Origin of the sequence: Micromonospora sp. BQ11, from assembly GCF_052068135.1 — a bacterium.
GTDB lineage: Bacteria > Actinomycetota > Actinomycetes > Mycobacteriales > Micromonosporaceae > Micromonospora.
Genome location: NZ_JBQHDB010000001.1, coordinates 235,031 through 261,226 on the forward strand (window position 1 = coordinate 235,031; position 26,196 = coordinate 261,226).

The window sequence follows — 26,196 nt, forward strand, 5'->3', positions numbered from 1 at the left end:
CGAAGGCGGCGCAAAGTCGTCAAGACTCGTGCATCCCACAGATCGGTCAGCGTCGACCACAAGGAGATGTGTCATGGTTGCTCCGGCTACTGTTCGGGGTATCGATCAGGCCCCGACGTCCCACCCCAAACTGCTCGCCTGGGTCCGTGAGGTCGCCGAACTGACCACCCCCGACCGGGTGGTCTGGGTGGACGGGTCCGACGAGGAGTGGCGCCGCCTCACCGACGAGCTGGTCGAAGCCGGCACCCTGATCCGTCTCAACCCGGAGAAGAAGCCGAACTCGTTCTACGCGCGCACGGACCCGACGGACGTCGCCCGGGTCGAGGAGCGCACCTACATCTGCTCCGTCGACGAGGCGGACGCCGGCCCCACCAACAACTGGATGGCGCCGGCCGAGATGAAGCAGACGATGACGGAGCTGTACCGCGGCAGCATGCGCGGACGCACCATGTACGTCATTCCGTTCTGCATGGGCCCCGTCGAGGCCGAGAGCCCCATGTTCGGTGTCGAGATCACCGACAGCCCGTACGTCGTCGCGTCCATGCGGATCATGACCCGGATGGGCGAGAAGGTCCTCGCGGCCATGGGTGACGACGCGGACTTCGTGCACGCGCTGCACTCGATCGGCGCCCCGCTCGCTCCCGGCCAGCAGGATGTCGCCTGGCCGTGCAACGAGACGAAGTACATCTCGCACTTCCCGGAGACGCGGGAGATCTGGTCCTTCGGCTCCGGCTACGGCGGCAACTCGCTGCTCGGCAAGAAGTGCTACTCCCTGCGTATCGCCAGCGTCATGGGGCGCGACGAGGGCTGGCTGGCCGAGCACATGCTGATCCTCAAGATCACCTCGCCGGAGGGCCGGGTCTACCACATCGCCGGCGCGTTCCCGTCGGCCTGCGGCAAGACCAACCTGGCCATGCTGGAGCCGACCATCCCGGGCTGGAAGGTCGAGACGATCGGCGACGACATCGCCTGGATGCGGTTCGGCGCCGACGGCCGCCTCTACGCGGTCAACCCGGAGTACGGCCTCTTCGGCGTCGCCCCGGGCACCGACTGGAAGACCAACGCCAACGCGATGCGGACGCTGGACCGCGGCAACTCCATCTTCACCAACGTGGCCCTCACCGACGACGGGGACATCTGGTGGGAGGGCATGGGCGAGCCGCCGGCGCACCTGATCGACTGGAAGGGCAACGACTGGACGCCGGACAGCGAGAGCCTCTCCTCGCACGCGAACAGCCGGTTCTGCACCCCGATCACCCAGTGCCCGATCCTCGCCGAGGACTACTACGACCCGAACGGCGTGCCGATCGACGCGATCCTCTTCGGTGGCCGTCGCCGGGACACCATCCCGCTGGTGACCGAGGCCCGGGACTGGGTGCACGGCGTCTACATGGGTGCCACGCTCTCCTCGGAGACGACCGCCGCCGCCTCCGGCGCGGTCGGTGTCGTCCGCCGCGACCCGATGGCCATGCTGCCGTTCATCGGCTACCACGCCGGCGACTACTTCCGGCACTGGATCGAGATGGGCAAGGGCGCCGACGGCGACGAGTCCAAGCTGCCGAAGATCTACTACGTCAACTGGTTCCGCAAGGATGCCGAGGGCACCTTCCTGTGGCCGGGCTTCGGCGAGAACTCCCGGGTCCTCAAGTGGGTCATCGAGCGGCTCGAGGGTCGCGCCGACGCCGTCGAGACCCCGATCGGCATGGTCCCGACCCACGACGCGCTGGACGTCGAGGGCCTGGACATGACCCCGGAAGACGTCCGGATCGCGCTCAAGGTCGACGCCGACGAGTGGCGCGACGAGCTGCCGATGGTCACCGAGTGGTTCGAGAAGTTCGGCGACAAGCTGCCGGGCGTCCTCTGGGCCGAGCTGGACGCGCTGCGTGCCCGGCTCGACGCGGCACAGCCGCAGAAGTAGGTGTGATGCCCGCCCGCGCGGGGGAACACGGGATCTCATGAGGACGGCCGCCGAGACCGAGGTCCGGCGGCCGTCCGCCGTCCGGGCGCTCACCACGCTGCTGGCGACGACCGCGGCGGCCACCGTCGTGGTCGAGCTGCTCAACTGGGCGTACGCCCCGGAGCAGGGTTTCGCCCTGGCCGTACGCACCGGCTGGGCGCTGCTCCGCTCACTCGGTTTCCTGCTGCTCATCGGGCACGTCCGGCGCGGCCGTACGGTGGCCCGCCCGTTCGGCCTGATCCTCGCGGTGACCACGGTGTTCGCCGTCGCGCGCCTGATCGTGCCCCGGCAGGGGGTGCCGCCGCTGCCCGGCCTGCTCGGCTTCGCCGTGCTCACCGCGCTCTGCGTGGCGGTGGTCTGGCTGCTCTACCGTTCGCCGGCTGTGGCGTCCCACCTGACCCGGCACCGCCCGCGCCTGGTCATCGACGGCCGGGGCATCTCCTGGCGGGAGACCCCGCCACGCCGGCCCGAGGTCAGCGGGTGGCTGTTGACCGCCAGGGCGGCCGCCTTCACGTACAGCCCGCTGATGTTGGTTCCCGCGCTGGTCGCCGCCGCGGCCGTGCTGGACGACCGGTTGGTCGCCGTGCCCGCCGTGCTGTTCTGGTTCGGTGCCGGCATCGTCGCCAGCTACGCGGTCCTCTTCTGCACCGCCTTCCTCCTGCGCGGTCGGCGCTGGGCCCGCCGCCTGCTCGTCGTGGTGACCCTGGCCGTGCTCGCCGTCGACCTGCCGCTCTGCTGGTGGCTGCTGGGCGCGGACGGCCTCGTCCGGGACGGCGCCCCGCTGGTGACCGCCGCCACCGTGACCCTCTACGCCCTCCACCGCGCCACCCCCACCTGACCGCCCCCGCCCCCGTCCCCGCCCGCCCCACCCCGTGCCCCGCCCCGCCCTCGCCCGCTCCCCGCCCGTGATCTTGCACTTTCTGTCTCGACTTAAGGCGCGAAAAGGGCACTTCGGCGACCGAAAGTGCAAGATCGCGGGGCGGGGCGGGGCGGGGCGGGGAACGGGGGCGGGGCGGGGCGGTGGCGGGGCGCGGGTGCGGCGTGGTCGGGGTAGGCGAGCTGAGGGGGAAGGCGGGGTTTCGTATCGACGATCGTGTGCCTCGGGCGGGCAGGATGACGGGGGCGGGCGCGGCCCCGGAACGGCCCGCGGGAGGGGGACGCCATGACGGACGTGGAGCAGGGTGCGGGCGGGGACGAGTTCGACGTGGTGGTGGTCGGCGCGGGGCCGGCCGGCTCGGCCGCCGCGCTGGCGGCCCGACGGGCGGGAGCGCGGGTGCTGCTGCTGGACCGGGCCGACTTCCCCCGGGACAAGGCGTGCGGGGACGGCATCGCCGCGCACGCGCTGGACGTGCTCGACGAACTGGGCGTACCGGACGCGGTGGCCGGCTACGCGCCGCTGCCCGCCCTGCGCATGGTCAGCCCGGGAGGCGACGAGGTCGCCCGGACGCTGCCCCGACCGGCGTACACGGTTCCCCGGACCGTCTTCGACGCCCGTCTGGTGGCGGCGGCGGTCGCGGCCGGCGCGCAGCTACGTCGGCACGTCGTGCGCCGGGTCGAGGTCCGCGCCGACCGGGTCGTGCTGGACGGTGCGGTCACCGCCGCGGCGGTGGTCGGGGCGGACGGGGCCGGATCGGTGGTCCGGCGGGTGCTCGGGCATCCGGTGAACCCGGACCGTCACCTGGCACTGGCGCTGCGGGGGTACGCGCCGGCCCGGTCCGGGCCGCCCGAACAGCTCATCGTCACGTCGGCGCCACGCTGGCCGGCGTACGCCTGGTCGTTCCCGATCGGTGACGGCCGGGCGAACGTCGGGTACGGGGAGGTCCTCCGGGGTGAGCCGCTGACCCGGGCGCACCTGGTCGACCGGCTCGCCGCGCTGCTGCCCGGCACCGATCCGACCACGGTGACCGACCTGCGCGCCCACCACCTGCCCCTGTCCACCCACCGTCCGGCGCCTGGGCGGGGTCGCGTGGTGCTCGCCGGTGACGCGCTCTCCCTCATCAACCCGTTCACCGGGGAGGGCATCTTCTACGCCCTGCTGTCCGGGGCGCTGGCCGGCGCCGCGGCGGCCCGTTCGCCGGAGCACGCCGGCCGGCGCTACACCGACGCGCTGCGTCGTCGGCTCGGCGTGCACCTGCGGCACAGCTCGGCCGCGGCGTGGCTGGCCCGCCGTCGGGCGGTGGTGGACGCGGCGGTCCGGGCGGCCCGGCGTGACGACCGGGTCTACCGGACGGTGGTGGAGCTGGGGCTCGGTGACGGGCGGCTCGACGCCCGTACGCTGGGCATGATCGGCTATGGACTCGCGACCCGGGATCGGCCTCCCCGAGGATGACGCCCCACTCCGGTCGCTACGCTGCTAGGTGATGACTCTGCGGAACCTCGCCTACTCGGTGTACGAGCGACGGCTCACGGCGAAGCTTGCCGGCAAGCCGGTGCCCCGCCACGTCGGCGTGATGTGCGACGGAAACCGGCGGTGGGCCAGGGAGATGGGCTTCGTCGACCCCAACGACGGGCACCGGGTCGGCGCGGAGCGGATCAAGGAGCTGCTGCGCTGGTGCGATGCCGCCGGCGTGGGCCACGTGACCCTCTGGCTGCTGTCCACCGACAACCTCTCCCGGCCGGCGGCGGAACTCGACCCGCTGCTCCAGATCATCGAGGACCTCACCACCGAGCTGGCCGAGGAGGGCAACCCCTGGCGGCTGCGCATGGTCGGCGCGCTCGACGTCCTGCCCGCGCACCACGCGGCGGCGCTGAAGGCGGCGGAGGAGCGCACCCGGGAGCGCAGCGGTGGCGCCCAGGTCAACATCGCGGTGGGGTACGGCGGCCGGCGGGAGATCACCGACGCGGTGCGCTCCCTCCTGCACGAACACGCCCGGGCTGGCACCAGCATCGAAGAACTCGCCGAGGTGCTCGACGTGGACCACATCTCCGAGCACCTCTACACCCGGGGCCTGCCGGACCCGGATCTGATCATCCGCACCAGCGGGGAGCAGCGCCTGTCCGGGTTCATGCTCTGGCAGTCCGCGCACTCGGAGTTCTACTTCTGCGAGCTCAACTGGCCGGACTTCCGGCGCGTCGACTTCCTCCGGGCGCTGCGCGCGTACGCCAACCGGCACCGTCGCTTCGGCACCTGACCCGGCACGCGCCGGGGCGGCGTCGGCGCGCGGCCGATCGGCTCAGGTCAGGCGCGGCAGCGCGGCGGTGAGGAAGTCGCCCAGCGCGGCGGGGGAATCGATGGTCAGGTCGGCCGCGTCGGCGACCTCCTGACCGGTCTCCGGATTGGCGACGGCGACGCACACGCCGAAGAAGTCCGGATCGGCGGCGGCCCGCGCGCGCAGCGCCGCGAACGCCTTGATGTCGGAGACGTCGTCCCCGAAGTACCAGGCGGCCTCGGCGTCCCGGATCACCTCGTCGATCACCATGCCCTTGTCCCGGTCGACCGGGGGCTTCAGCTCCAGCACCATCCGCCCGGCCTGGACCCGCAGCCCGAGCCGTTCGGCCTGTGCCCGGCCCCACGCCTCGACCGTCCCGCCCAGCCGGGGAGAGGTACGCCAGTGCAGCGCCACGGAGAGCCGCTTGAACTCGACAAGCGTGCCGGCGGGCAGCTCGGCCCGGGCCAGGTCGGCCAGGGCGGCCATGGTGGGCACCCAGGGCAACGCCGCCGGCTCGGTGACGGTCTCCCCACCGGAGTGGCTGTGCTCCAGGCCGTAGAGGCCGTAGAGGTCGACGCCGTGGAGGCCGCCCAGATGGTCGCGCAGGAACTCCACCGGTCGTGCGGAGACGATCGCCACCCGGCGGACGATCGGGGCGAGCGCTTCGATCGCGTCCAGCACCTTCGGTGCGGGCTGCACCGCGGTCGGGTCGTCGTCGACCGGCGCCAGCGTGCCGTCGAAGTCGAAGAAGAGCACGGTTCCCGCCGCGCGGGCGGCGGTCGTGCGCCAGGCGTGGTCGGCGTTCAACGGAGTCCCCGGCTGTTGGTTGCGCAGATTCAACGGCGGCACGCGCGACAGCGTACCCCGGGAGTGGCGGCCCATTCCCGGGCGCGAAAGTGACGTCCGGCCGACAGTCCGGTCGGTGAACGACGTCGGTGGAGGGTCAGCGTTCGGCGGCTCCACGTCCACGTCGGCCGAACGGCACCACAGCTGCTTCCTGGCCCTGGCTGAGCAGGTACCCCTCCACGAAGCCGCTGTTCCGGTCGCCGGTGTGCGTCTCGATCTCGTTGAGCCGCGCCACCAGGAACTCGGTGAGCGCGCTGACCCGGTCGTTGAGCCGGTCGTGCAGTTCGGCGACCACGGCCAGGACGACCGCGGTGCCGGCGGTGATGAGCGCGAGGAGGTTGACGAGCAGGGGAAGCTCCCCGCCGTCGACCGCCAGCGTCACCGCGTTCCCGGTCGCGCACAGTGTCAGTGACACGGTGGCGACCACCACTGCCAACCACTTCAGGGTCATGGACAGACCCCTCCTTCTGTCCCGCAGGGCTGGGTTCGGCCTTGTCCCGTCCCCCCGCCGACGACGAGCCCAAGCAGTACAAACGGACGCTAGCGCGCCGATTCGGGCCCGGGAGCGAAACGAATGAGTCTGACCTGCCGTTCTTTCGCCATCTGAGGAACTAGCTGGCCTCTTTACCTCGTTTTCGGACCTCGACCGGCAGAGTCGGGCGATATGCGAGGTAGCGGATGGTCTCCCGAATGTGGAACTTCTCCGCGTCGGACACTCCGGGGTCGACCAGGCGACGTAGCAGTGCCTCCACGTCCGGATCCATCGGTGGGGGCGGCGGGGTCGTGCGGGGGGAGGTCGCCCGGTCCCAGCCCAGCGCGGCGAAGGCGATCGCCGGATTCAGGCCGAGGCCCTCGCAGAAGGCGACCACGCGCTCGGCCTCCGGGTCGCTGGCCCAGTCGCCGCGCACCCAGCGGTTGATCGTCTGCCGGGACACGCCGGTGCGGCGCGAGACCTCGGTGCCGCTCCAGGCCCGGGTGGCGCGTGCCTCGTCGAGTGCCCGGCGGACGAAGCTGGCGAAGGCGATCTTCCGTGCGTTGGCGGTCTCGGTCACCCCGCGACCGTACGGCCAGGAGCCGGCGAGCGGCTCCGGTGGCACGCGGGTGTCACGCGAGCGAGACGTAGTCTGTGGTGCGCCGGTAAACGATCCGGCGGCCTTTCTGAGGGGTGTCACCTGGTCAGAATAGATGGCCGTAGGTGCGGGGGTAAACGGACGAAAAGCTGATACTGTCACGCTCGTGGGACAACTTACGGTGTGTCACGTGCAGGAGACGATCAGTGCTCATATGCGTCACGTCCGCGGTGCGAGGGGGGCGCGGTGACCGAGCTCGCCACCCGTGCCCAGGCCTTCGGCCTGATCGCGGAGGGGGTCGCCGCCGGCCTGAGCGCGCCATGGCGCCTCTACCTGGCCCGGGGCTGTCGTTACCTCTCCCTCAGCGTCGGCGACCGTGCCGAGTGGAACGCCTGGCGTACCCACCTCGGCTGCCCGGAGCTCAGCGTCCGGGTGTACGACGCGGGCGGCGAGATCCGTCGCTCCTCGGTCGCCGAGGTCGTCGTGGACTGCTGCCGGATCAGCGTCGAGCTGGTCGAGGAGGTCAGCACCGACGACCTGGACCGCCTCCTGGTGGTCGATCCCACCTCGGCCGAGCCGGAGGAACGATGACACGGCACGTACGGCGGACCGGAGTCGACGGATGAGCCCCTTCCTCGCGGTCTTCCTCGTCCTCGTGCTCGGCGCGACGAGCTACGCGGCGGGGCGGCTGCACGGGCAGCTCAGCTACCGCATCGGCTACCGGTTCGGGTACCGCCAGGGCTACTTCGACGGTGACCGGGGCGCGTGGAACCGGAGGCGACGCGACGCCCAGGCGGCCATCGCGTCCGCGCTCGCCGGCCCACCCGTCGTCGAGACGACCACGAACGCCGACCGGGCCGCCGGGGCCGTCGCGCGGGCCGGCACGACGTACACCGGATCGTCCTTCACGACGCCGGCCGTTCCGGTCGCCGGTCGGCACCCGGCCGGAACCCTGGTCCGGCGGACCGGTTGAGCCCGGCCGGCGGGTGACCCGAGAACCCGCCGGCCGTACCCATGACGCGGTGCGCCGTCCGCGGCGGACGCGCACCGTCGGGACCACGTCAGACCGGTGACGGGGGTCCCACCGGCCGGGATGCGCGCAGGGGGCATGCATCCCGGCCGGTTCCGCCGTGCGTTCACACGCCGGACCCCGGAGATCCACGATCACCCTCTAGCCGGGACGGGCGGACGCCGCTAGCGTCTAGGCATGGCGCGGGGTTGTCCCGGGCCAGCCGGCCCGCCCGGACCTGCGACCTCGCGCACGGGGTTTGCATCCGACCCCGTGTCCACCCGGGCACCGGACGAGGCGGAACACGGGTGGCGGGTGCCCATCCGTCGGAGCAGGCCTGTGACGACTCGCCGTACCTCTGCCGGTGCCGACCAGACCCCGGCCGCGACTGCCACGACCCGCCGGACCGCCCGCAGCCGCCGTGCTGCGGCCGCCGCGTCGGTCGAGACCCAGGAGCCCCGACCATCCGGCCAGGCATTCGTCCTGGACACCTCGGTCCTGCTCTCCGACCCGGCGGCCTTCCACCGGTTCGCCGAGCACGAGGTGGTGCTGCCACTGGTGGTCATCACCGAGCTGGAGGGCAAGCGCCACCACCCCGAGCTGGGCTGGTTCGCCCGTCAGTCCCTCCGCCTCCTGGACGACCTGCGTGTCCGGAACGGCCGGCTGGACCGGCCGGTTCCGGCCAACGACCAGGGCGGCACCCTGCGGGTCGAGCTGAACCACACCGACGACGGCGTGCTGCCGCCGGGCTTCCGCACCGAGTCCAACGACGCCCGGATCCTCTCGGTGGCGTTGAACCTCGCGGCCGAGGGGCGTCAGGTCACCCTGGTCAGCAAGGACATGCCGCTGCGGGTCAAGGCCGCCTCGGTCGGCCTGCACGCCGACGAGTACCGGCACGGGCAGGCCAGCGATCCGACCTGGACGGGCATGTCCGAACTCGACCTGAGTGAGGAGCAGATCAGCCGGCTGTACGGCGGTGAGGTGCTGGACCTGGACGAGGCCGCCGGCCTGCCCTGCCACACCGGCCTGGTACTGCACTCCAGCCGCGGCTCGGCGCTCGGCCGGGTGCTGCCCGACAAGACCGTACGGCTGGTCCGCGGCGACCGGGAGGCGTTCGGCCTGCACGGCCGCTCGGCCGAGCAGCGGATCGCCCTCGACCTGCTGCTGGACGACTCGGTGGGCATCGTCTCCCTCGGTGGCCGGGCAGGCACCGGAAAGTCCGCCCTGGCGCTCTGCGCCGGGTTGGAGGCGGCCATGGAGCGCCGCCGGCACAAGAAGGTCATCGTGTTCCGCCCGTTGTACGCCGTGGGCGGCCAGGAACTGGGTTACCTGCCGGGTTCGGAGTCGGAGAAGATGTCGCCCTGGGCGCAGGCGGTCTTCGACACCCTCGGCGCGGTGGTGCACGAGAACGTGCTCGAGGAGGTCACCTCACGCGGCCTGCTGGAGGTGCTGCCGCTCACCCACATCCGGGGACGCAGCCTGCACGACGCCTTCGTGATCGTCGACGAGGCGCAGTCGCTGGAGCGCGGAGTGCTGCTGACGGTGCTCTCGCGGATCGGTCAGGGCTCGCGGGTGGTGCTCACGCACGACGTCGCCCAGCGGGACAACCTGCGGGTCGGCCGGCACGACGGCGTCACCGCGGTGATCGAGGCGTTGAAGGGTCATCCGCTCTTCGCCCACGTCACCCTCACCCGTTCGGAGCGTTCTCCGATCGCCGCCATGGTGACGGATCTTCTGGAGGACAACTCGCTTTGATGACCGTTTAAATCGGTTTCATGGGTATATTTAGTGTGGCGCAGGTCACATTTTGATCTCTTGGTTTCCCAAGAGCCTCACTGTGCGCGATGGTGTCCCACGGCGCCCACGCACCGAAGAGATCGTCGGTGATCGTTCGTCATCCGGCGAACGGCATCGGCGACCACCGGTGCGTCGGCTGCGACCGGCAGGGTCGGGGCGCTCACGACGTGGCTCCTCCGCGGTTCCGTGTCGTGTGTCCGTGCCCCCGACGAAGGGACCACTTCGTGAGTCGGCTGTGGAGCCGGTTGGGCGCCCGCACGGCTGCTGTCGCGCTGCTCTCCGTGGGCGTTGCCGGCGGCTTCTACCTGGGCGACGACCGCGAGACCCGGCAGGACCCGACCGCACGGGTCGGTGTGTCGGCCGAACAGGCCGTGAACGACCAGCAGACCTCCTCCGGCGTGCAGTCCGCCCAGCAGCGGGCCGCCGAGTACCACGCGAAGCTGCGGTCCGCCGCGGCGGCCGAGGCGTCCGCCGAGCGTGCGCGCCGGGCCAAGGCCGCCGCCGCGTCCCGGAAGAAGGCCGAGGAGGCCGCCGTCAAGGCCGCGGCAGCCGTCGAGGCCGCGGAGGAGAAGGTCGCCAGCAAGCCGTACGAGGGCCCGATCCCCGCCTCCTGCGCCGAGTTCAGCGGCAACCGGGAGATCGGTTGCGCGCTCATGCTCGACGCCGGCTTCGCGATCGACCAGTTCCCGTGCCTGAACAAGCTCTGGGACAAGGAGAGCGGCTGGAACCACAAGGCCCGCAACAACTCCTCCGGGGCGTACGGCATCCCGCAGGCGCTGCCCGGCAGCAAGATGGGCTCCGTCGCGGACGACTGGCAGACCAACCCGGCCACCCAGATCACCTGGGGCCTCGGCTACATCAAGGGCCGGTACGACACCCCGTGCAAGGCGTGGGCCCACTCGCAGGACGTGGGCTGGTACTGATCGGTGATTGGCGGCGGGGTGTGTGGGAGTCCACACACCCCGCCGTCGTCGTCGGTACGCCGGACGGTCGCCCGACTGGCGGCTGTGGCCCACACCTGATAGCTCTTGACGGGTGACCCTGCTCCCAGGAAGCGGCGACCCCAACCGGTTCGGCACCGAGGCGTTCTACGCCGCGCTCGGCCGGGCCTTCGTCGCGATGTGCGCGGTGGTGCCGTTCCTCTTCCTCGTCGAAGCCGTCGACCAGGGTCTGGCCTTCGGCCTCGACGCCGCGGCGGGGATCATCCCGAAGCGCATCGAGGGGATCGACGGGGTCTTCTTCTCGCCGTTCCTGCACCACGGTTTCGACCATCTCTACAGCAACAGCATCCCGCTGATCCTGCTCGGCACGTTCGTACTCGCCGCCGGCGCCCGCCGGTTCCTCTGGTCGACCCTGGTCATCGTCCTGGTCAGCGGTCTGGGTGTCTGGTTCACCGGCTCGTCGAACTCGATCGTGGTCGGGGCCAGCGGCGTCATCTTCGGCTACCTCGGCATCCTGCTCACCCGAGGCATCGTCGAGCGGAGCTGGTGGAACTTCGCCGTGTTCCTGCTGGTCGGCCTCCTCTACGGCTGGCAGTTGGTCGGCATCCTCCCCACCGACGAGCGGATCTCCTGGCAGGGCCACCTCTTCGGGCTCCTCGGCGGGATCGTGGCGGCCGTCCTCTTCCGGCGCCGCCGGCCGGACCTCGACGGGCCGTACCGCCCGGAGTCCACCCTCCGGTTCCCCTGACGCGGCAGCGGTCCGCCGCCACGCGTGGGACATGCTTGCCCGGTCGGGTCGCCCGCCCTACCGTCAGGGGCCAGCACGCGTTGGTCCGTGAGCGGAAAGCGGCGGTGGATGCATGCGCGAGGTTGACGTCGCGGTGATCGGAGCCGGCCCCGCCGGGCTGTTCGCCGCCTACTACGCCGGGTTCCGGGGCCTCTCCGTCGCGGTGGTCGACGCGCTGCCCGAGCCCGGTGGCCAGATCACCGCCATGTACCCGGAGAAGCTGATCCACGACGTGGCCGGCTTCCCCGCGGTCAAGGGACGGGACCTGGTGGCCAACCTGGTCGCGCAGGCCGCCCCGTACGACCCCTGCTACCTGCTCGGCAACCGGGCGGAGAAGCTGTCCTACGCCGACGGGCGCCCCGTGCTCGGGCTGGCCGACGGCGAGCAGGTGAGCTGTGGCGCGGTGATCGTCACCGGTGGGCTGGGCAGCTTCACCCCTCGGCCGCTCCCGGTCGCGGAGCATTTCACCGGCACCGGGATCGTCTACTTCGTACCGCAGCCGGCCGAGCTCGCCGACCGGGACGTGCTGATCGTCGGGGGTGGCGACTCCGCCTTCGACTGGGCGTGCACGTTGCAGCCGCTGGCCCGCTCGGTGACTCTGGTGCACCGCCGGGAGCGGTTCCGGGCGCACGCCGGCACCGTCGCGCGGGTGCTGGCCACGCCGGTGCGCGTGGTGGTGAACGCCGAGGTGACACGGCTGCACGGCGATGGTGTCGTCAGCGGCGCCGAGATCACGGTGCGCGGCGGTGCGGCCGAGCTGCTGCCGGTCGACACGGTGATCGCGGCGCTCGGCTTCACGGCCGATCTCGGGCCGCTGGCCGAATGGGGACTGCGCCTGGACCGCCGGCACATCGTCGTCGACAGCGCCATGGCCACCAACCTGTCCCGGGTCTTCGCCGCCGGTGACATCACCGAGTACCCGGGCAAGGTGCGCCTGATCGCCACCGGCTTCGGGGAGGCGGCGACCGCCGTGAACAACGCGGCCGTGGCCATCGACCCGAGCGCGCACCTGTTCCCCGGGCACTCCTCCGACGGCACCTGAGCACCGCCCTCGGATGCGATCAGGCAGGTAGGCCGATCAGGTCGGCCATCAGGGCGATCTGGTGGTCGAAGTACTCGTCGCGGTGCGGCACGGCCCGGTTGAGCCGCCCGAACAGCTCGAAGCTGATCAGCCCGAAGAGCTGGGTCCAGCCGGCCATGCCCCGGGCGAGCAGCGCCTCGGGCAGGCCGGGGAAGAACGCGGCACCGATCGCCGCCAGGTCCTCCCGCACCGGCTCGGGCAGCTCCTCGGTCGGCGCGGTGAGCCGCCCGGCGGCGAGCCCGTCGCGCAGGATGCCGACCAGGGTCACCGGCGGTCGCTGCGCCGGTTCGACGGTGGTGTCCGGTGCCGCGTACCCGGGCACCGGACTGCCGTAGAGCAGCGCGTACTCCGCCGGGTGGGCCAGCGCCCAGTCCCGCGCGGCGCGGCAGGCCGCGTACCAGCGTCCGCGCAGGTCGAGCCGGTCGCGCCCGGCGTCCGCCGTCGCCACGGCAGCACCGAGCGCGTCGTACGCCTCGATGATCAGCGCGGTGAGCAGGTCGTCGCGGCTCGGGAAGTAGCGGTAGATCGCCGACGAGACCATGCCCATGTCGCGGGCGACCGCGCGCAGGGACAGGTTGGCGCCGTCGGTGGCAAGGTGCCGCCGGGCGACCGCCTTGATCTCGTCGATCATCTCGGCGCGGACCCGCGCCCGGATGGAGGAAGCCGGCATGCGTCCACCCTGCCACGATGGAGAGCGGACATCAAATTCGAGAGCACCGCTCTTGACGTGATGGCGCCGAGGGTGTGATGCTGCTGTGCGAGAGCGGTGCTCTCCAAAACTAACCCCGCTCCGGAAGGTGACTCCTGATGTCCCTGCACGTCATCGTCGGCGCCGGTCCCGTCGGCACCGCCACCGCCCACCACCTGACCGCCGCCGGCGAGAAGGTCCGGATCGTCACCCGGCGCGGCACCGGTCCCGATCTGCCGGGCGTCGAGCGGGTGGCCGCCGACGCGTCGGACGCCGACCACCTCACCGCCCTCACCGACGACGCCGCCGCCCTCTACAACTGCGCCAACCCGCCGTACCACCGGTGGCCGACCGACTGGCCGCCGCTGGCCGGTGCGCTGCTCACCGCCGCCGAGCGCACCGGGGCGGTGCTCGCCACCGTCGGCAACCTCTACGGCTACGGGCCGGTCGACGGACCGATGACCGAGGACACCCCGCTCGCGTCCACCGGCGTCAAGGGGCGGGTCCGGAACCGGATGTGGGCCGACGCGCTCGCCGCCCACCGGGCCGGGCGGGCCCGGGTCACCGAGGTGCGCGGCTCCGACTACCTGGGCGCCGGTGCGGTCTCCCTGCCGATGATGCTGCTGCTCCCGGTGCTCGCCGGGCGGCGGGTCGTGCTGCCGATCGACTTCGACGCCCCGCACACCTGGACGTACGTCGACGACGTCGCCCGTACGCTCGTCGCGGCCGCCGCCGACGAGCGGGCCTGGGGACGGGCCTGGCACGTGCCCAGCGCGGCGGCCGTGTCGGCGCGGCACCTGGCGACCCGGGCCGCGGCCCTGGCCGGGGCGCCGGCCCCGAAGCTCACCCGCCTGCCGTACGCGGGGCTGTGGCTGGGCGGGCTGGTCAGCCCGATGGCGCGGGAACTGCGGGAGACCGCGTACCAGTTCGACCGACCGTTCGTGATGGACTCCCGACGCGCCACGGAGACCCTCGGCATCACGCCGACCCCGGTCGACGACGCCCTGGCGGCCACCGTCACGGCCCTGCGTAACGCGCCGGCCGGCCGCCGCTAGGTGTTAACGGGGGGCCCTTCCTCTACCGGAGACGTTAAGAGGGGGCCCTTCCTTCCGCTTGCGGAAGCCGAGGCTGGCGACGAGAACGGCGACCAGGGTCAGCGCCGCACCCGTCAGGGTGGCCGGGCCGGGCCGCGAGGCCGCGGTGGGCAGCACCAGGTCGAGCAGGACCGCGCCGACGATCTGCCCGGCGATGGTGGCCAGGCCGAGCAGCAGGACGCCGGTGAAGCGGACGATGGCGGCGGCCAGGGCGATGAAGGCGATCCCGATCGGGCCGCCCACGTACAGCCACGGCTCGCTCGGGAAGCCGCCGGTGGGCCGGCCCCGGACCGCCACCTCGACGGCGAACGTGGCCAGCAGCGCCAGCGTGCCGACGGTGAAGTTGACCAGGGTGGCGGTGAGGGCGCTGCCGGCGGCGCCCCGGACCCGCCCGTTGACGGCCTGCTGCCAGGCGATGCCCACCCCGGCCAGCAGCGGGAGCACGGCCAGCGCCAGGGTGTCCGGGTCGCCGAACCGGTCACCGACGGCGAGGAGCACCGCCAGCACGGTGAGCGCCGCGCCGACCAGCCGGGCCGGGGTGACCGGCTGCCGGCCGAGGGGGCCGACCCCGGCCCGGTCCACGAGCAGGCTGCTGCCGGTCTGCCCGGCCACGACCGCCACGGTGAAGACGGCCACCCCGAGTGTTCCCACGGTGAGTCCCTGGGCGGCGACCAGGAACGCGCCGCACACCCCGCCCAGGCACTGCCAGGGCCGCAGAGCCCCCGTACGCAGGGCGGACCGCAGGGCGACCAGCCCCCGCCGGCCGCCCGGCGTGCCCGGGACCAGCACCAGCAGCACCAGCAGGCCGAGGCCGAACGAGACCACCGCGGCGGCGATCCCGTCGGCCAGCCGTACGCCCAGCTCGCCGTTGATCCGGGACTGCACGGCCACCGCGACCCCCGACGCGACCGCCAGCCCGAGGCCGATGGCCCGCCGCGCGGTCGACAGTGTGGGCGGTGCCGTCGTCCCGGTCGCGGTCACTCCTGCTCGGCCAGGGGCCGACCGTCGAAGTTCACCGCCGAGTAGAGGGCCAGCTTCTCCAGCCGGTGGTACGAGTCGATGACCCGGATGGTGCCGCTCTTGGACCGCATCACGATCGACTGCGTGTACGCCCCGCCGGCCCGGTAGCGCACACCACGCAGCAGGTCACCCGAGGTGACCCCGGTCGCGACGAAGAAGCAGTTGTCGCCGGTGACCAGGTCGTCGGTGCCCAGCACCCGGTCCAGGTCGTGCCCGGCCGCCAGCGCCTTTTCCCGCTCCTCGGGGTCGCGCGGCCAGAGCTTGGCCTGCATCGCCCCACCCATGCACTTGAGCGCGCAGGCGGAGATGATGCCCTCCGGGGTGCCGCCGATGCCCATCAGCACGTCGACGTCGGATTCGCCGCGGGCGGCGGCGATCGAGCCGGCGATGTCGCCGTCGGAGATGAACCGGATACCCGCTCCGGTGCGCCGGATCTGCTTGACCAGGTCCTCGTGCCGGGAGCGGTCCAGGACGCAGACCGTGACCTCGGAGACGTCGGTGCCCTTGACCTTGGCGATCCGGCGGATGTTCTCGGCGGGGCCGGCGTTGATGTCGATCACGTCGGCGTAGGCCGGGCCGACGGCGAGCTTCTCCATGTAGAAGACGGCGCTCGGGTCGAACATCGCGCCCCGCTCGGAGACGGCGAGCACGGCGAGGGCGTTCGGCATCCCCTTGCTCATGAGCGTGGTGCCGTCGACCGGGTCGACCGCGACGTCCACCTCCGGACCGGTGCCGTCACCGACCTCCTCACCGTTGAAGAGCATCGGGGCGTTGTCCTTCTCGCCCTCCCCGATTACGACGATGCCGCGCATCTGGATCGAGTTGATCAGCTTGCGCATGGCGTCGACGGCCGCGCCGTCGCCGCCCTCCTTGTCGCCGCGGCCGACCCAGCGGCCGGCGGCCATGGCCGCCGCCTCGGTGACCCGGACGAGGTCGAGGGCAAGGTTGCGGTCGAGATCCTGTGGGATGCGCGTCCTGGTGTTCGTCGTCATGACGGCTCCTCCTCGCGGCGTTGCGGGGTGGACCGGCAGTGTGTGGCGTCGCCGCTGCCGGCTTTGTCGCTGATCCTCACACGATGACGGACCTGGCGTGGTGCCGGGGCGGTGATGGCCTGGATACGCCACATTCGGCGGCTGCGAAGATGGCGTGGTGGATCCCGCACAGCCTGCTGACCGCGTACCCGCCGACCAGACGCCACCGGACGGCCAGCCGCCGGTGACCCCCGGACGCCCCGGCCCCGCCGATTCGGCCGTACCCGCCGGGGAACCGGCACTGGTCGAGCCTGCCGCCGCACCCACGGCCGCGCCCGCCGAGGCCGGGGAGCGGCCGGTGCCGCCGGCCTCGAGGGAGGCCGCCCGGTCGGAGCGGTCGCCCAAGGACATGGCCATCTCGCTGCTGGTGCTGCTGGTCCCGATCGCGCTGCTGCTCGCGTTCTACCGGGGCTTTCTCGGCGGCGACCAGCCGACGACGGTCGACCCGGCGCCGGCGATCGAGTCCGCCCGGGCCGCCAACGCCTTCCCGGTCGCCGAGCCCCGTGGGCTGGGGGACGGCTGGCGCACGGTCAACGCGACCTTCCAGACCGTGGAGGGAGGCGCCACCCTCCGGATCGGCTTCCTGACGCCGGAGGGTCGCGCGGTGCAGGTCGTGCAGAGCAACGTCCCGCCGGAGCGGCTGCTGCCGGTCGAACTGACCGACGAGGGGCAGCCGCAGGGACAGGCCGACCTGGACGGACGAACCTGGCAGCGGTACACCGCGCGGGGCAACGAGCAGGCGCTGGTGCTGCTGGAGCCGACCCGGACGGTGATCGTGGTCGGCGACGCGCGCGACAACGAGCTGCGGGCGTTGGCCGGGGCGCTCGGCTGAGCCCGTGACCCCCACCGTGTCGGAGGAATCCGTTAGGCTGCCCCGGCTCGTGCCCGGCCGTACCCTCCGGCCGGGTGTTACCTGTTTGTGAAGAGAGACAACTGTGAACATTCGACGGTGGACCGTCGGCGTCCTCGCCGCCGCCCTGATCGTGCCCGGCGTGGCCGCGTGCAACTCCGAGTCGGCCGAGCCGACCGCCGCCGCCTCCTCCGCCCCGGCCGACCCGAAGGAGGCGCTGCGCGCCTCCACCAAGGAGCTCGCCGCGGGCAACTTCACCTTCACCATGGCCGGTGACGGCCTCACCGGTAAGGGTCTGGTGCACAAGCCCAGCAACAGCGTCCAGTTCGACATGTCCTTCAACGACGGCTCCGGCTCGTCGATGGCCATGGAAATGATCATGATCGAGAAGGACAGCTGGGTCCGGGTCGACTTCGGCGAGCTGGCCGAGTCCGTCCCGCAGTTCGCCAAGCTCAAGGACAAGTTCCAGCACATCGACCAGTCCAAGATCAAGGACTCGGACGCCCTCGCCGTGGACCTGGAGAACCCGGACCCGGCCGGTGCCGAGGCGCTGTTCAAGGCCGTCACGGACGTGCAGAAGACCGCTGAGAACACCTACACCGGCAAGCTGGACGCCTCCGGCGTGACCGACTCCGGCGCCATCGACAGCGACCTGGTCAAGGCCCTGGGCGACCAGGCCAAGGCGCTGCCGTTCACCGCCAAGCTGGACGACCAGGGTCGTCTCGCCGAGCTGGCGATCCCGATCCCGGCCGCGGGCGAGACCAAGGCGCACGAGATCAAGGTCACCTACGCCAACTACGGCAAGGCCGCCGCCGCCCAGAAGCCGCCGGCGGACAAGGTCATCGAGGCGTCCCCCGAGACGTACCAGATGTTCCAGTAGGACCACGAGAGAAGGGGGCGGCCGGTCGGTCGCCCCCTTCTTCGTGCCTGTGCGGGTCCTCCTGACGAGGGAACCGGACGAACCGGTGATTGTGCGGCGTGACCGCAGGGAACTAGGTACGTGCGACCCGACCGGCGCTGCCACGGCGGACGGACGGCGCTCGCGCGGCGCAGCCCACAGCTGCTGCGTCGGCCGGTTTCCGGCCGCCACCCCGGCGGGCCGGGTGACCCCCACGGGAGACACAGATGACTGTTCGACGCCTGAGCGCCGGCCTGGTGGCCGCCGCGTTGTTCACCCCCGGCCTCGTCGCCTGCAACGCCGGCGGCACCCCGCAGGCCGGCTCCTCCGCCAGCCCGACCGCCTCCGCGTCCGGCACCGGCGCCCCGGTGTCCAGCGACGCCAAGCAGGCCCTGCTCGACTCGACGCGCGAGATCAGCAACGGCAACTTCCGCTTCACCATGTCCGGCGCCGGCTCCACCGCCGAGGGGCAGGTGCACGAGCCCAGCCAGAGCGCCGAGATGCGGGTGAGCATCGGCCAACCCACCGACGACCTGTCGATGAGGCTCGACCTCATCCACGCCAAGCCGGACAGCTGGGTCAAGCTGGAGCTGGGCGGCAAGACCGCGACCAGCGTGCCGGGCGCGCAGAAGCTGAACCTCGGCAAGTACCAGCACCTCGACCAGACCCGGATCAAGGGCAACCGCAGCCTGGGCTTCGACTTCGACCAGGTCGACCCGGCCGGCAGCGCCGTGCTCACGCAGGGCATCACGGAGGTACGCGAGACCGGCGCCGGCGCGTACGCGGGCACGCTTGACGTGTCGAAGGCGGCCGAGGCCGGTTCGATCGACCCGGCCGTGGTCACCGCGCTCGGCCCGCAGGCGAAGTCGGTGCCGTTCACCGCGAAGCTGGACCCGCAGGGGCGGCTCAACGAGATGGTCGTCCAGATCCCGGCCGCCGGTCAGACGGCCGCCCAGGAGATCCGGATCACCTACTCGGACTACGGCAACGCCACCGCCGCGCAGAAGCCGCCGGCGGACCAGGTCGTCGAGGCGCCGGCCGAGCTGTACAACCTGTTCAACTGACCGACGGGCGGGCGGGGTGGCTCCGGCCACCCGCCCGCACCCGTGGCCGCGCCTGTCCGGCCGTCCCCCGTCGCTGCGGTCCCGACGGGGGACGGGTCAGGACTCGCCGTCCTGCCGGGCGGCGTCGATGCGCGCCCGTGCCCCGTCGAGCCACTGCTGACAGATGTCGGCCAACTTCTCGCCGCGCTCCCAGAGCGCCAGCGACTCCTCCAGCGTCGTCCCGCCGGCCTCCAGCCGCTCCACCACCGAGGCCAGCTCGGCGCGGGCCTGCTCGTAGCTGGGCCGCTCGTCCTTCGTCTCGTCAGTCATCGCACCCATCCCACCACATGGGCCGGACGCCACCGACGCGCGCTCGCGGGTCGAGGGTGTTCAGCCGTCGACGGTCGCGGCCAGTTCCCCGTCGGCGAGGCGTACCCGCAGCGGGTCGCCCTTGGCGACCTCGGATGCCGCGCGGACCACGTGGCCGTCGGCGCGCTGCACGATCGCGTACCCCCGGTCGAGGGTCGCCGCGGGGGAGAGCGCGCGGAGCCGGGCGAGGGTGTGCCGCAGGTCTTCGCCGCCGGCGGCCAGCCGGTGGTCCAGGCACCGGTCCGCCCGCCGGCGCAGTGCGGACAGCTCGGTGGCGCGCTGGTCGACCATCACCTGGGGACGGGACAGCACCGGGCGGGAGCGGAGCAGGTCGAGGCGGTGCGACTCCCGGTCGACCAGGTTGCGGACCGCGCGTTCCAGCCGGGACCGGGCCTGCCGGATGAGGCGTACCTCCTCGGTGAGGTCCGGGACGATCCGCTTGGCCGCGTCGGTCGGGGTGGACGCGCGGACGTCCGCGACGTAGTCCAGCAGGGGCGCGTCGGTCTCGTGACCGATCGCGCTGACCACCGGCGTACGGCAGGCGAACACGGCCCGGCACAGCGCCTCGTCCGAGAAGGGGAGCAGGTCCTCGATGCTGCCGCCGCCCCGGGCGATGACGATGACGTCGATGCTCGGATCGGCGTCGAGCACCTTGAGCGCGTCCATGATCTGCGGGACCGCGCCCGAGCCCTGCACCGCCACGTTGACCGTGCGGAACTCCACCGCCGGCCAGCGCCGCCGGGCGTTGGTGAGCACGTCCCGTTCCGCGGCCGAGGCGCGGCCGGTGATCAGCCCGATCCGCTGGGGCAGGAACGGCGGCCGGCGCTTGCGGGCCCGGTCGAAGAGCCCCTCGGCGGCCAGCAGCTTCTTCAGCTTCTCCAGGCGGGCGAGCAGCTCACCCAGCCCCACCTGACGGATCTCGTCGGCGCGCAGGCTGAGCGTGCCCCGGGCGGCGTAGAACTCCGGCTTGGCGTGCAGCACCACCCGCGCGCCCTCACGCAGCTCCGGCGCCCCGGCGTCGAGCACGTCGCGGTTCGTGGTGACGGTCAGGCTCAGGTCCGCCGAGGGGTCCCGCAGGGTCAGGAAGACGGTGGTGGCGCCGGGACGGCGGCTGATCTGCGCCACCTGCCCGTCCACCCACACCCAGCCGAGCCGGGCGATCCAGGCCCCCACCTTCTGGCTGACCACGCGGACCGGCCACGGCTCCTCGGAGGTGCTACGCGGGACGTCGGTCACCCGCCCACCCTATGACCGACCCCGTTGATCAAGAAGTTCGCGTCACCGCAGGCGTGTTTCCTGACGCAAACTCCTTGATCAACCCCGAAGGTGGCCCGGCGCTGTGGCGACGGTCGCAGCCGCTGCCCCCCGCGGAGGCGGCACGTACGATGGGCGGGTGACTCAGGCTGAGGCGACCCCCCGGACCGGCAAGCGCGTGCTCCTGGCGAAGCCCCGCGGCTACTGCGCGGGCGTCGACCGCGCGGTGCAGACCGTCGAGGAGGCGCTCAAGCTCTACGGCGCCCCGATCTACGTGCGTAAGCAGATCGTGCACAACAAGCACGTGGTGCAGACCCTGGAGGCCCAGGGCGCCATCTTCGTGGAGGAGAACGAGGAGGTGCCGGAGGGCGCCACCGTCATCTTCTCCGCCCACGGCGTCGCGCCCGAGGTGTACGAGCAGGCGAAGGAGCGGTCGCTCAAGGCGATCGACGCGACCTGCCCGCTGGTGACCAAGGTCCACCAGGAGGCGAAGCGGTTCGCGGCCGAGGACTACGACATCCTGCTCATCGGTCACGAGGGGCACGAGGAGGTCATCGGCACCGCCGGCGAGGCCCCCGAGCACATCCAGCTCGTCGACGGTCCCGAGGACGCCGACCGGATCACCGTCCGCGACCCGAACAAGGTCGTCTGGCTCTCCCAGACCACCCTGTCGGTCGACGAGACGCTGGAGACCGTCGCCCGTCTCAAGAAGCGCCTGCCGATGCTCCAGTCGCCGCCCAGCGACGACATCTGCTACGCCACCTCCAACCGGCAGCACGTGGTCAAGGAGATCGCCCCGGACTGTGACGTGGTGATCGTCGTCGGCTCGCGCAACTCCTCCAACTCGGTCCGGCTCGTCGAGGTCGCCCTGGACGCCGGCGCCCGTGCCGGCCATCTGGTCGACTTCGCCCACGAGATCGACGACACGTGGCTGGAGGGGGCGACCACGGTCGGCCTGACCTCCGGCGCGAGCGTCCCGGACGAGTTGGTGCAGGACGTGCTGGCGCACCTGGCCGCGCGCGGCTTCGCCGACGTCGACGAGGTGGTCACCGCCAACGAGCGCCTCACCTTCTCGCTCCCGCAGGAGTTGAAGCGGGACATGAAGGCCGCGGCGGCGCGTGGCTGAGGACGGGAACGACACCCGGCCCGCACACGTCGAAACGGTATGAGGAACCTACGGCTCGCCGTCCCCGCGCTGGCCGTCTGCATGGCGCTGAGCGCCTGCGGCGGCCAGGGCGGCGGCGACGGCACCCCCACCCCCACCCCGACGGGAGCCCAGCCGGTGACCAGCGCCCCCTCGCCCGACCCGAGCGCCTCGGACGGCGTCCCGTCGACCGGGCCCACCCCGCCCCCGCCGACCGCCCTGCCGCCGAGCCCGAAGCCCGGCGGCCCGACCAAGCCCCCGCCGGTCGGCGCCACCGAGCTCACCGGCACGGTCAGGGCCGGCGTGGAGCCCAACTGCGTGCTCCTCGACAATTTCCTGCTGATCGGCGGTCCGCGGGACGTGCTGACCCCCGGCACGAAGGTCACCGTCTCCGGCCGGGTGCAGGCCGACGTGATGACCACCTGCCAGCAGGGAACGCCGTTCCTGGTGGAGAGCGCCCGCCGGTCCTGACCGGCCACGCCCCACCGCACCGACGACGGCAGGAGGCCCGCCCCCCGGACGGGGAGCGGGCCTCCGCTGGTCGGGGCCGCAGGTCGGTTGACCGCGCGGACCACCACGTCGCCGCTGCCGATCAGGATGTTCGTGTCGGTGCGGACCTCATCGAGCTGAATGACTGCGCTGCGGCAATGAGGGCGGTCCTCGATCGGCTGCTCGGGGTCGTCCGGACGGCCCGTCCCCGGCGCGTGCCTCGCCCCGGACGCGCGGGAGCCCGCCCCCCGTGGTTCGGGGACGGGCTCCGGCGGGTGTTACGGACGGATCAGTTGTTCACGGCGCCGATGGAGACCGCGCCGCGGCCGACGACCGCGCCCTCCGTGGTCACCACGGCCAGCTCGCCGTACAGCTTCCGGCCGGCGGCCGGGGTGGCCAGGGCGGTCACCGTACCGGTGAGGGTGGCGGTGGCGCCGTGGGCCAGGGTGAGCGGGGTGGTCGGGGCCGCCAGGCTGCCCAGCGCCGACGACGAGAACGAGTCCCGGTAGTCGTACGCCGTGCTGCCGCCAGGACCGCCCACCGCGTAACCCACGACGACGACCCGGTAGGTGCCCGGCGTCGGGTTGGCGAGGGTGACCGCCTCCTCGGAGTCACCGTCGGCCGCCTGGCCGACCAGGGTGGTACCCCGGTAGACCAACAGGTCCAGGTCGGCGCTGGCGTCGGCCGGGTTGCCGATCCGGGCGGTGAACTGCGAGGCGCCCGCGGGCACCTCGACCAGGTACTCCTGCGACGCGCCCTCGGCGATGGTCGGGCGCTCGTCCCGGACGCTGGAGAGCGGGCCGCCCTGCCCGGTCACGGAGACCGGGCCGAAGGTGTTGGTCAGGTTCCAGGTGACCGGGGTCGCCACACCGGCCTGGACCGCCGGCAGCTCGACCACGGCCGGCTCGACCGCGACGCCCTGGACCCGTGCCGTGAGCTGGAACGGGTTGTCCAGCGACGGCGAGGTGCGACGCGACTCGACCTCGATCTCCCAGACGCCCGGGATCGGGTTCTGGTAGTCCCGCTCCTGCGGCTTGCAGGCGTTGGCGTCGGAGAAGTTGGTGAAGCAGACCAGGCTGGAGGTGCTCTCCACCGGAACGCCGTACGGGTTGAACGCGATGAACCGGGTCTGCGAACCGGTGGCGATGCCGGACAGGTTCACCTGCAGCGCACCCGCGCCCTCCGGCACGGTCACGAAGTACGACCTGAAGCCGTTGCGGTCCACCGAGCCCTCGGCCGAGAACGTGTAGTCCGGCTTTTGGGTGTCGTTGGAGGCGACGACCACGAGGGAAACCTCGAAGTCGACCGTGTTGGTCGCCGGGTCGTCGACCAGCATCAGGGCGCCGTGCGCCCCGGCCGTCGTCGGCTTGGCCTTGACGGTGACGGTGACGGCCTTGTTCAGCGGCAGCCAGACGATCTTCGGCGCCGTGAAGGTGCCGTCGTTGCCCCGCAGCGTGATGTTGTGCTTCACGCCGCGAGCCGGACCGCTGGTGCGGGTGAGCGTGACCTGGTAGGTCTTGCTCTGGCCGACCGCGTGGCCGCCCTCGGCCGACGCGCAGCGGTTGTAGACGCCCCCGCCCCGGTTCGGGGTGGCCAGCTGCTCGGACAGCACCGTGCAGACCGGGGCCTCCGAGGTGTACGAGCGGGTCTCGACGCCCTTGCGCAGCAGGTTCCAGGCGCCCGGCACGTTGACCATGCCGTAGCCCTGGGCGTACGTCGGGACGCCCTCGATCGGCTTGGCCGAGCTGTACAGCGCCCGGCGCAGCGCGGCCGGGGTGACGCCCTTGTCGGTCGCCTTGGCGGCCGAGAGCAGCAGCGCGGCTGCTCCGGCGGCCTGCGGGGCGGCCATCGACGTGCCGTTGAACATGCCGTAGCCCGGCGGCAACGCGTAGCCGGCCTCGGCGACCGGGCTGCCCAGCTGCCAGGCGGGGATGGTGGAGATGGCGGAGCCGGGAGCGGTGATGTTCGGCTTGGCGTCGCCGTCCTCGCTCGGGCCGCGCGAGGAGAAGTTGAACATGGCGTTCTTCGTCTGCACCACCGAGCCGTAGTTGGCCAGCCAGGTGTCCCGGCTGATGCTGGCCGCGGTGCTGATCGCGTTCGCCGCCACCGACGGGTCGCCGACGGTGTTGAGACCCGGGCCGCTGTTGCCGGCCGAAAGGACGAGCTGCACGCCGTAGGTGGTGATCAGGTTGTTGTACAGCTCGGCGCGGGCGTTGTTGCCGTCGTTCAGCGCCGGCAGGCCACCGATCGACATGTTGACCACGTCGACCTTACGGTTGATCACCAGGTCGGCCATACCGGTGGTGAGAGCGGCGGCCGTGCAGCCGCCGCCCCAGACGCAGGCGCGGGCGGAGACCAGCTTGGCGCCGGGCGCTGCCCCGTCGAAGACGTCGTTGCCGAGCATGTCGTTCGCGGCGGTGATGCCCGCGACGTGGCTGCCGTGCGCGTCCTCGACGATGCCGATGTTGACGTAGTCGACCGGACCGGAACTGGTCGGCACGGCCTTGCGGTACTCGACGACGAACGGCATCTGCTCCCGGAGTTCGGTGGCCGGGTTGTCGGTGCCGAAGTGCCCGATGTCGAACTTCTCCCGGTACGGCCGCATCAGGGCCTCGTCGGTGAAGTCGTTGTTCTGGTTGACGTCCACCCAGATGTCGTTGGTGGCGGGGTTGTAGAGCACGCCCCACACGTCGGTGGTGTCGCCGTCCCGGTTGACGTCGCCGCCCGGGTCGCTGGCGGCGGTGATCGACTCACGGAAGAGGTTGAACCGGTAGGTGCCCGCCGGGGCGGTCCACGTCGCGCCGCCCGCCGCGAACGACGGACCGGTCACCTCGGTGACCATCGGACGCCAGGTCGCGTCCTCGGCCGGAGCCGTGGCGGTGACCCAGTCGACGATCTTGCGCTCGCCGGTGGTGGTCTTCTGGAGCGCCGGGTGGTCCAGGTCCACACCGGAGTCCATGATGCCGATGGTGACGCCCCGACCGTCCCACTCCGGGTGCTGCTCGACGAAGCGAACGGCACCGGTCTCGTTGGTCGGCATGTAGGGGTTCGCCGCGCGGGTGGCGTCGCTCGGGCCGGGAAGGGTCGCGCCCTGCTCCGCCGCCTTCCGCCCGGAGGCTGCGGCCTCCGGCTTCGGCTCCGGCCGCTGGATCGTCTCGTCCAGGTCGACCGCGGAGACGCCGGGCAGCGTGGCCGCCTTGACGACCTTGTCGGTGGGCACCGTGGCCAGCACGTAACCGATGGTGTCGTACCGCTCGGTGACGGCGGCACCGAGGCCGTTCAGGTCGTCGGCGACGTCCTTGGCCTGGCCCTTCTCCGTGGCGACGATCAGGGTGACGGTGGGGGCCTTCTCGGCCTCCGCCTCGGCGAGCAGCTTGGCGTCGTGCGACCCCAACGCCTCCACCGGGGTGGCCGGCGCGGTGTCAGGTCCGGAAGGTGCGGCGCTCGCGGTTGCGGCACCGCCCGCGACGGTCACGGCGCTTGCCGCCATGACCGACGCGAAGAGCGCGGCGGAGGTACGCCGGCTCAGGTTTCGGGGTTTGCTCACGTTCTCTTTCCTCCAGAGAACAGGGCCCTCAGATGCAGGGCACGCGTGAGCGAAATACTTCGCGCTGTCGATGGGCGTGTCACTACCGGCGAGTTCGTTGTGACCATCTCGTGACATGCGGATACACGCATT

The 26,196-nt window shown here is 72.1% G+C and carries 25 protein-coding genes; 16 read left to right on the forward strand and 9 right to left on the reverse strand.

Annotation, left to right across the window (positions count from 1 at the left end; all coding sequences use genetic code 11):
- Positions 1-73: 73 nt before the first annotated feature.
- From ACTMSW_RS01220 to ACTMSW_RS01235, 4 genes are all read left to right on the forward strand, one after another.
- On the forward strand, positions 74-1,918 hold the full coding sequence (locus ACTMSW_RS01220; protein WP_441178519.1) for a phosphoenolpyruvate carboxykinase (GTP): 1,845 nt from the start codon (positions 74-76) through the stop codon (positions 1,916-1,918).
- A 37-nt stretch (positions 1,919-1,955) separates the two neighbouring features.
- Positions 1,956-2,795 (forward strand): hypothetical protein, encoded by an 840-nt coding sequence (locus tag ACTMSW_RS01225; RefSeq protein WP_441178520.1) that lies wholly within the window; start codon positions 1,956-1,958, stop codon positions 2,793-2,795.
- A gap of 324 nt (positions 2,796-3,119) precedes the next feature.
- The gene (locus ACTMSW_RS01230; protein ID WP_441178521.1) at positions 3,120-4,286 is read left to right on the forward strand and encodes a geranylgeranyl reductase family protein; all 1,167 of its coding nucleotides are present in this window, start codon (positions 3,120-3,122) and stop codon (positions 4,284-4,286) included.
- Between the two features lie 31 nt (positions 4,287-4,317).
- The gene (locus ACTMSW_RS01235; protein ID WP_441178522.1) at positions 4,318-5,088 is read left to right on the forward strand and encodes an isoprenyl transferase; all 771 of its coding nucleotides are present in this window, start codon (positions 4,318-4,320) and stop codon (positions 5,086-5,088) included.
- A 42-nt stretch (positions 5,089-5,130) separates the two neighbouring features.
- Here ACTMSW_RS01235 and otsB read toward each other — a convergent pair whose 3' ends face one another.
- From otsB to ACTMSW_RS01250, 3 genes are all read right to left on the reverse strand, one after another.
- A complete protein-coding gene (gene otsB, locus ACTMSW_RS01240; RefSeq protein ID WP_441178523.1) occupies positions 5,131-5,955 on the reverse strand; it encodes a trehalose-phosphatase in 825 nt (274 codons plus the stop codon).
- Positions 5,956-6,049: 94 nt separating this feature from the next.
- Entirely contained in the window at positions 6,050-6,403 is a 354-nt protein-coding gene (locus ACTMSW_RS01245) for a hypothetical protein (RefSeq protein ID WP_441178524.1), read from the reverse strand.
- Between the two features lie 160 nt (positions 6,404-6,563).
- Positions 6,564-7,004 carry a helix-turn-helix domain-containing protein gene (locus tag ACTMSW_RS01250; RefSeq protein WP_441178526.1) on the reverse strand — a complete coding sequence of 147 codons (441 nt, stop codon included), beginning with the start codon at positions 7,002-7,004 and terminating at the stop codon, positions 6,564-6,566.
- Positions 7,005-7,268: 264 nt separating this feature from the next.
- Here ACTMSW_RS01250 and ACTMSW_RS01255 point away from each other — a divergent pair, with 264 nt between their 5' ends.
- The 6 genes from ACTMSW_RS01255 (at position 7,269) to ACTMSW_RS01280 (ending at position 12,598) form a co-directional block, all read left to right on the forward strand.
- Positions 7,269-7,613: a hypothetical protein gene (locus tag ACTMSW_RS01255; RefSeq protein WP_441178527.1), complete on the forward strand. Its 345-nt coding sequence runs from the start codon at positions 7,269-7,271 to the stop codon at positions 7,611-7,613.
- Positions 7,614-7,644: 31 nt separating this feature from the next.
- Entirely contained in the window at positions 7,645-7,995 is a 351-nt protein-coding gene (locus ACTMSW_RS01260) for a hypothetical protein (RefSeq protein WP_441178528.1), read from the forward strand.
- Between the two features lie 375 nt (positions 7,996-8,370).
- Complete coding sequence (locus ACTMSW_RS01265) at positions 8,371-9,786, forward strand: PhoH family protein (RefSeq protein WP_441178529.1); 1,416 nt, start codon at positions 8,371-8,373, stop codon at positions 9,784-9,786.
- 266 nt (positions 9,787-10,052) lie between these two features.
- Positions 10,053-10,751, forward strand: a complete 699-nt coding sequence (locus ACTMSW_RS01270; RefSeq protein WP_441178530.1) for a lytic transglycosylase domain-containing protein — start codon at positions 10,053-10,055, stop codon at positions 10,749-10,751.
- Between the two features lie 112 nt (positions 10,752-10,863).
- Complete coding sequence (locus ACTMSW_RS01275) at positions 10,864-11,517, forward strand: rhomboid family intramembrane serine protease (protein WP_441178532.1); 654 nt, start codon at positions 10,864-10,866, stop codon at positions 11,515-11,517.
- A gap of 112 nt (positions 11,518-11,629) precedes the next feature.
- A complete protein-coding gene (locus tag ACTMSW_RS01280; RefSeq protein ID WP_441178533.1) occupies positions 11,630-12,598 on the forward strand; it encodes an NAD(P)/FAD-dependent oxidoreductase in 969 nt (322 codons plus the stop codon).
- Between the two features lie 19 nt (positions 12,599-12,617).
- Here the strand turns inward: ACTMSW_RS01280 and ACTMSW_RS01285 are convergent, their stop codons facing one another.
- The gene (locus tag ACTMSW_RS01285) at positions 12,618-13,307 is read right to left on the reverse strand and encodes a TetR/AcrR family transcriptional regulator (protein WP_441178535.1); all 690 of its coding nucleotides are present in this window, start codon (positions 13,305-13,307) and stop codon (positions 12,618-12,620) included.
- Between the two features lie 137 nt (positions 13,308-13,444).
- Here ACTMSW_RS01285 and ACTMSW_RS01290 point away from each other — a divergent pair, with 137 nt between their 5' ends.
- Positions 13,445-14,380 carry an NAD-dependent epimerase/dehydratase family protein gene (locus tag ACTMSW_RS01290; protein WP_441178536.1) on the forward strand — a complete coding sequence of 312 codons (936 nt, stop codon included), beginning with the start codon at positions 13,445-13,447 and terminating at the stop codon, positions 14,378-14,380.
- Positions 14,381-14,383: 3 nt separating this feature from the next.
- Here ACTMSW_RS01290 and ACTMSW_RS01295 read toward each other — a convergent pair whose 3' ends face one another.
- Positions 14,384-15,400: a DMT family transporter gene (locus ACTMSW_RS01295; RefSeq protein WP_441178537.1), complete on the reverse strand. Its 1,017-nt coding sequence runs from the start codon at positions 15,398-15,400 to the stop codon at positions 14,384-14,386.
- Positions 15,397-16,431 carry a class II fructose-bisphosphatase gene (gene glpX, locus ACTMSW_RS01300; RefSeq protein ID WP_441178538.1) on the reverse strand — a complete coding sequence of 345 codons (1,035 nt, stop codon included), beginning with the start codon at positions 16,429-16,431 and terminating at the stop codon, positions 15,397-15,399. Before glpX ends, ACTMSW_RS01295 begins: the two co-directional genes overlap by 4 nt.
- Positions 16,432-16,588: 157 nt before the next feature.
- Here glpX and ACTMSW_RS01305 point away from each other — a divergent pair, with 157 nt between their 5' ends.
- The 3 genes from ACTMSW_RS01305 to ACTMSW_RS01315 all read left to right on the forward strand — a co-directional run bounded on the left by ACTMSW_RS01305 (position 16,589) and on the right by ACTMSW_RS01315 (position 19,282).
- Positions 16,589-17,302 (forward strand): DUF4245 domain-containing protein, encoded by a 714-nt coding sequence (locus tag ACTMSW_RS01305; protein WP_441178539.1) that lies wholly within the window; start codon positions 16,589-16,591, stop codon positions 17,300-17,302.
- A gap of 103 nt (positions 17,303-17,405) precedes the next feature.
- Positions 17,406-18,200: a hypothetical protein gene (locus ACTMSW_RS01310; RefSeq protein ID WP_441178540.1), complete on the forward strand. Its 795-nt coding sequence runs from the start codon at positions 17,406-17,408 to the stop codon at positions 18,198-18,200.
- Positions 18,201-18,445: 245 nt separating this feature from the next.
- A complete protein-coding gene (locus tag ACTMSW_RS01315) occupies positions 18,446-19,282 on the forward strand; it encodes a hypothetical protein (RefSeq protein ID WP_441178541.1) in 837 nt (278 codons plus the stop codon).
- Between the two features lie 96 nt (positions 19,283-19,378).
- Here ACTMSW_RS01315 and ACTMSW_RS01320 read toward each other — a convergent pair whose 3' ends face one another.
- Together ACTMSW_RS01320 and xseA are read right to left on the reverse strand one after the other, a co-directional pair.
- Complete coding sequence (locus tag ACTMSW_RS01320) at positions 19,379-19,591, reverse strand: exodeoxyribonuclease VII small subunit (protein WP_441178542.1); 213 nt, start codon at positions 19,589-19,591, stop codon at positions 19,379-19,381.
- Positions 19,592-19,651: 60 nt separating this feature from the next.
- A complete protein-coding gene (gene xseA, locus ACTMSW_RS01325) occupies positions 19,652-20,818 on the reverse strand; it encodes an exodeoxyribonuclease VII large subunit (protein WP_441179037.1) in 1,167 nt (388 codons plus the stop codon).
- Between the two features lie 205 nt (positions 20,819-21,023).
- On the opposite strand from xseA, the gene ACTMSW_RS01330 reads away from it, so the two are divergent.
- Positions 21,024-22,010 carry a 4-hydroxy-3-methylbut-2-enyl diphosphate reductase gene (locus ACTMSW_RS01330; RefSeq protein WP_441178543.1) on the forward strand — a complete coding sequence of 329 codons (987 nt, stop codon included), beginning with the start codon at positions 21,024-21,026 and terminating at the stop codon, positions 22,008-22,010.
- 39 nt (positions 22,011-22,049) lie between these two features.
- Positions 22,050-22,499: a hypothetical protein gene (locus ACTMSW_RS01335; RefSeq protein WP_441178545.1), complete on the forward strand. Its 450-nt coding sequence runs from the start codon at positions 22,050-22,052 to the stop codon at positions 22,497-22,499.
- Positions 22,500-22,806: 307 nt separating this feature from the next.
- On the opposite strand, the gene ACTMSW_RS01340 is transcribed toward ACTMSW_RS01335, so the two are convergent.
- A complete protein-coding gene (locus tag ACTMSW_RS01340; protein WP_441178547.1) occupies positions 22,807-26,064 on the reverse strand; it encodes a S8 family serine peptidase in 3,258 nt (1,085 codons plus the stop codon).
- Positions 26,065-26,196: the final 132 nt, after the last annotated feature.

Bases quoted from the DNA above. Each gene is read 5' to 3' on its own strand.
- ACTMSW_RS01220 (WP_441178519.1), top strand. From the start codon at position 74: ATGGTTGCTCCGGCTACTGTTCGGGGTATCGATCAGGCCCCGACGTCC.
- ACTMSW_RS01225 (WP_441178520.1), top strand. From the start codon at position 1,956: ATGAGGACGGCCGCCGAGACCGAGGTCCGGCGGCCGTCCGCCGTCCGG.
- ACTMSW_RS01230 (WP_441178521.1), top strand. From the start codon at position 3,120: ATGACGGACGTGGAGCAGGGTGCGGGCGGGGACGAGTTCGACGTGGTG.
- ACTMSW_RS01235 (WP_441178522.1), top strand. From the start codon at position 4,318: ATGACTCTGCGGAACCTCGCCTACTCGGTGTACGAGCGACGGCTCACG.
- ACTMSW_RS01245 (WP_441178524.1), bottom strand. From the start codon at position 6,403: ATGACCCTGAAGTGGTTGGCAGTGGTGGTCGCCACCGTGTCACTGACA.
- ACTMSW_RS01260 (WP_441178528.1), top strand. From the start codon at position 7,645: ATGAGCCCCTTCCTCGCGGTCTTCCTCGTCCTCGTGCTCGGCGCGACG.
- ACTMSW_RS01280 (WP_441178533.1), top strand. From the start codon at position 11,630: ATGCGCGAGGTTGACGTCGCGGTGATCGGAGCCGGCCCCGCCGGGCTG.
- ACTMSW_RS01285 (WP_441178535.1), bottom strand. From the start codon at position 13,307: ATGCCGGCTTCCTCCATCCGGGCGCGGGTCCGCGCCGAGATGATCGAC.
- ACTMSW_RS01290 (WP_441178536.1), top strand. From the start codon at position 13,445: ATGTCCCTGCACGTCATCGTCGGCGCCGGTCCCGTCGGCACCGCCACC.
- glpX (WP_441178538.1), bottom strand. From the start codon at position 16,431: ATGACGACGAACACCAGGACGCGCATCCCACAGGATCTCGACCGCAAC.
- ACTMSW_RS01315 (WP_441178541.1), top strand. From the start codon at position 18,446: ATGACTGTTCGACGCCTGAGCGCCGGCCTGGTGGCCGCCGCGTTGTTC.
- ACTMSW_RS01320 (WP_441178542.1), bottom strand. From the start codon at position 19,591: ATGACTGACGAGACGAAGGACGAGCGGCCCAGCTACGAGCAGGCCCGC.
- ACTMSW_RS01335 (WP_441178545.1), top strand. From the start codon at position 22,050: ATGAGGAACCTACGGCTCGCCGTCCCCGCGCTGGCCGTCTGCATGGCG.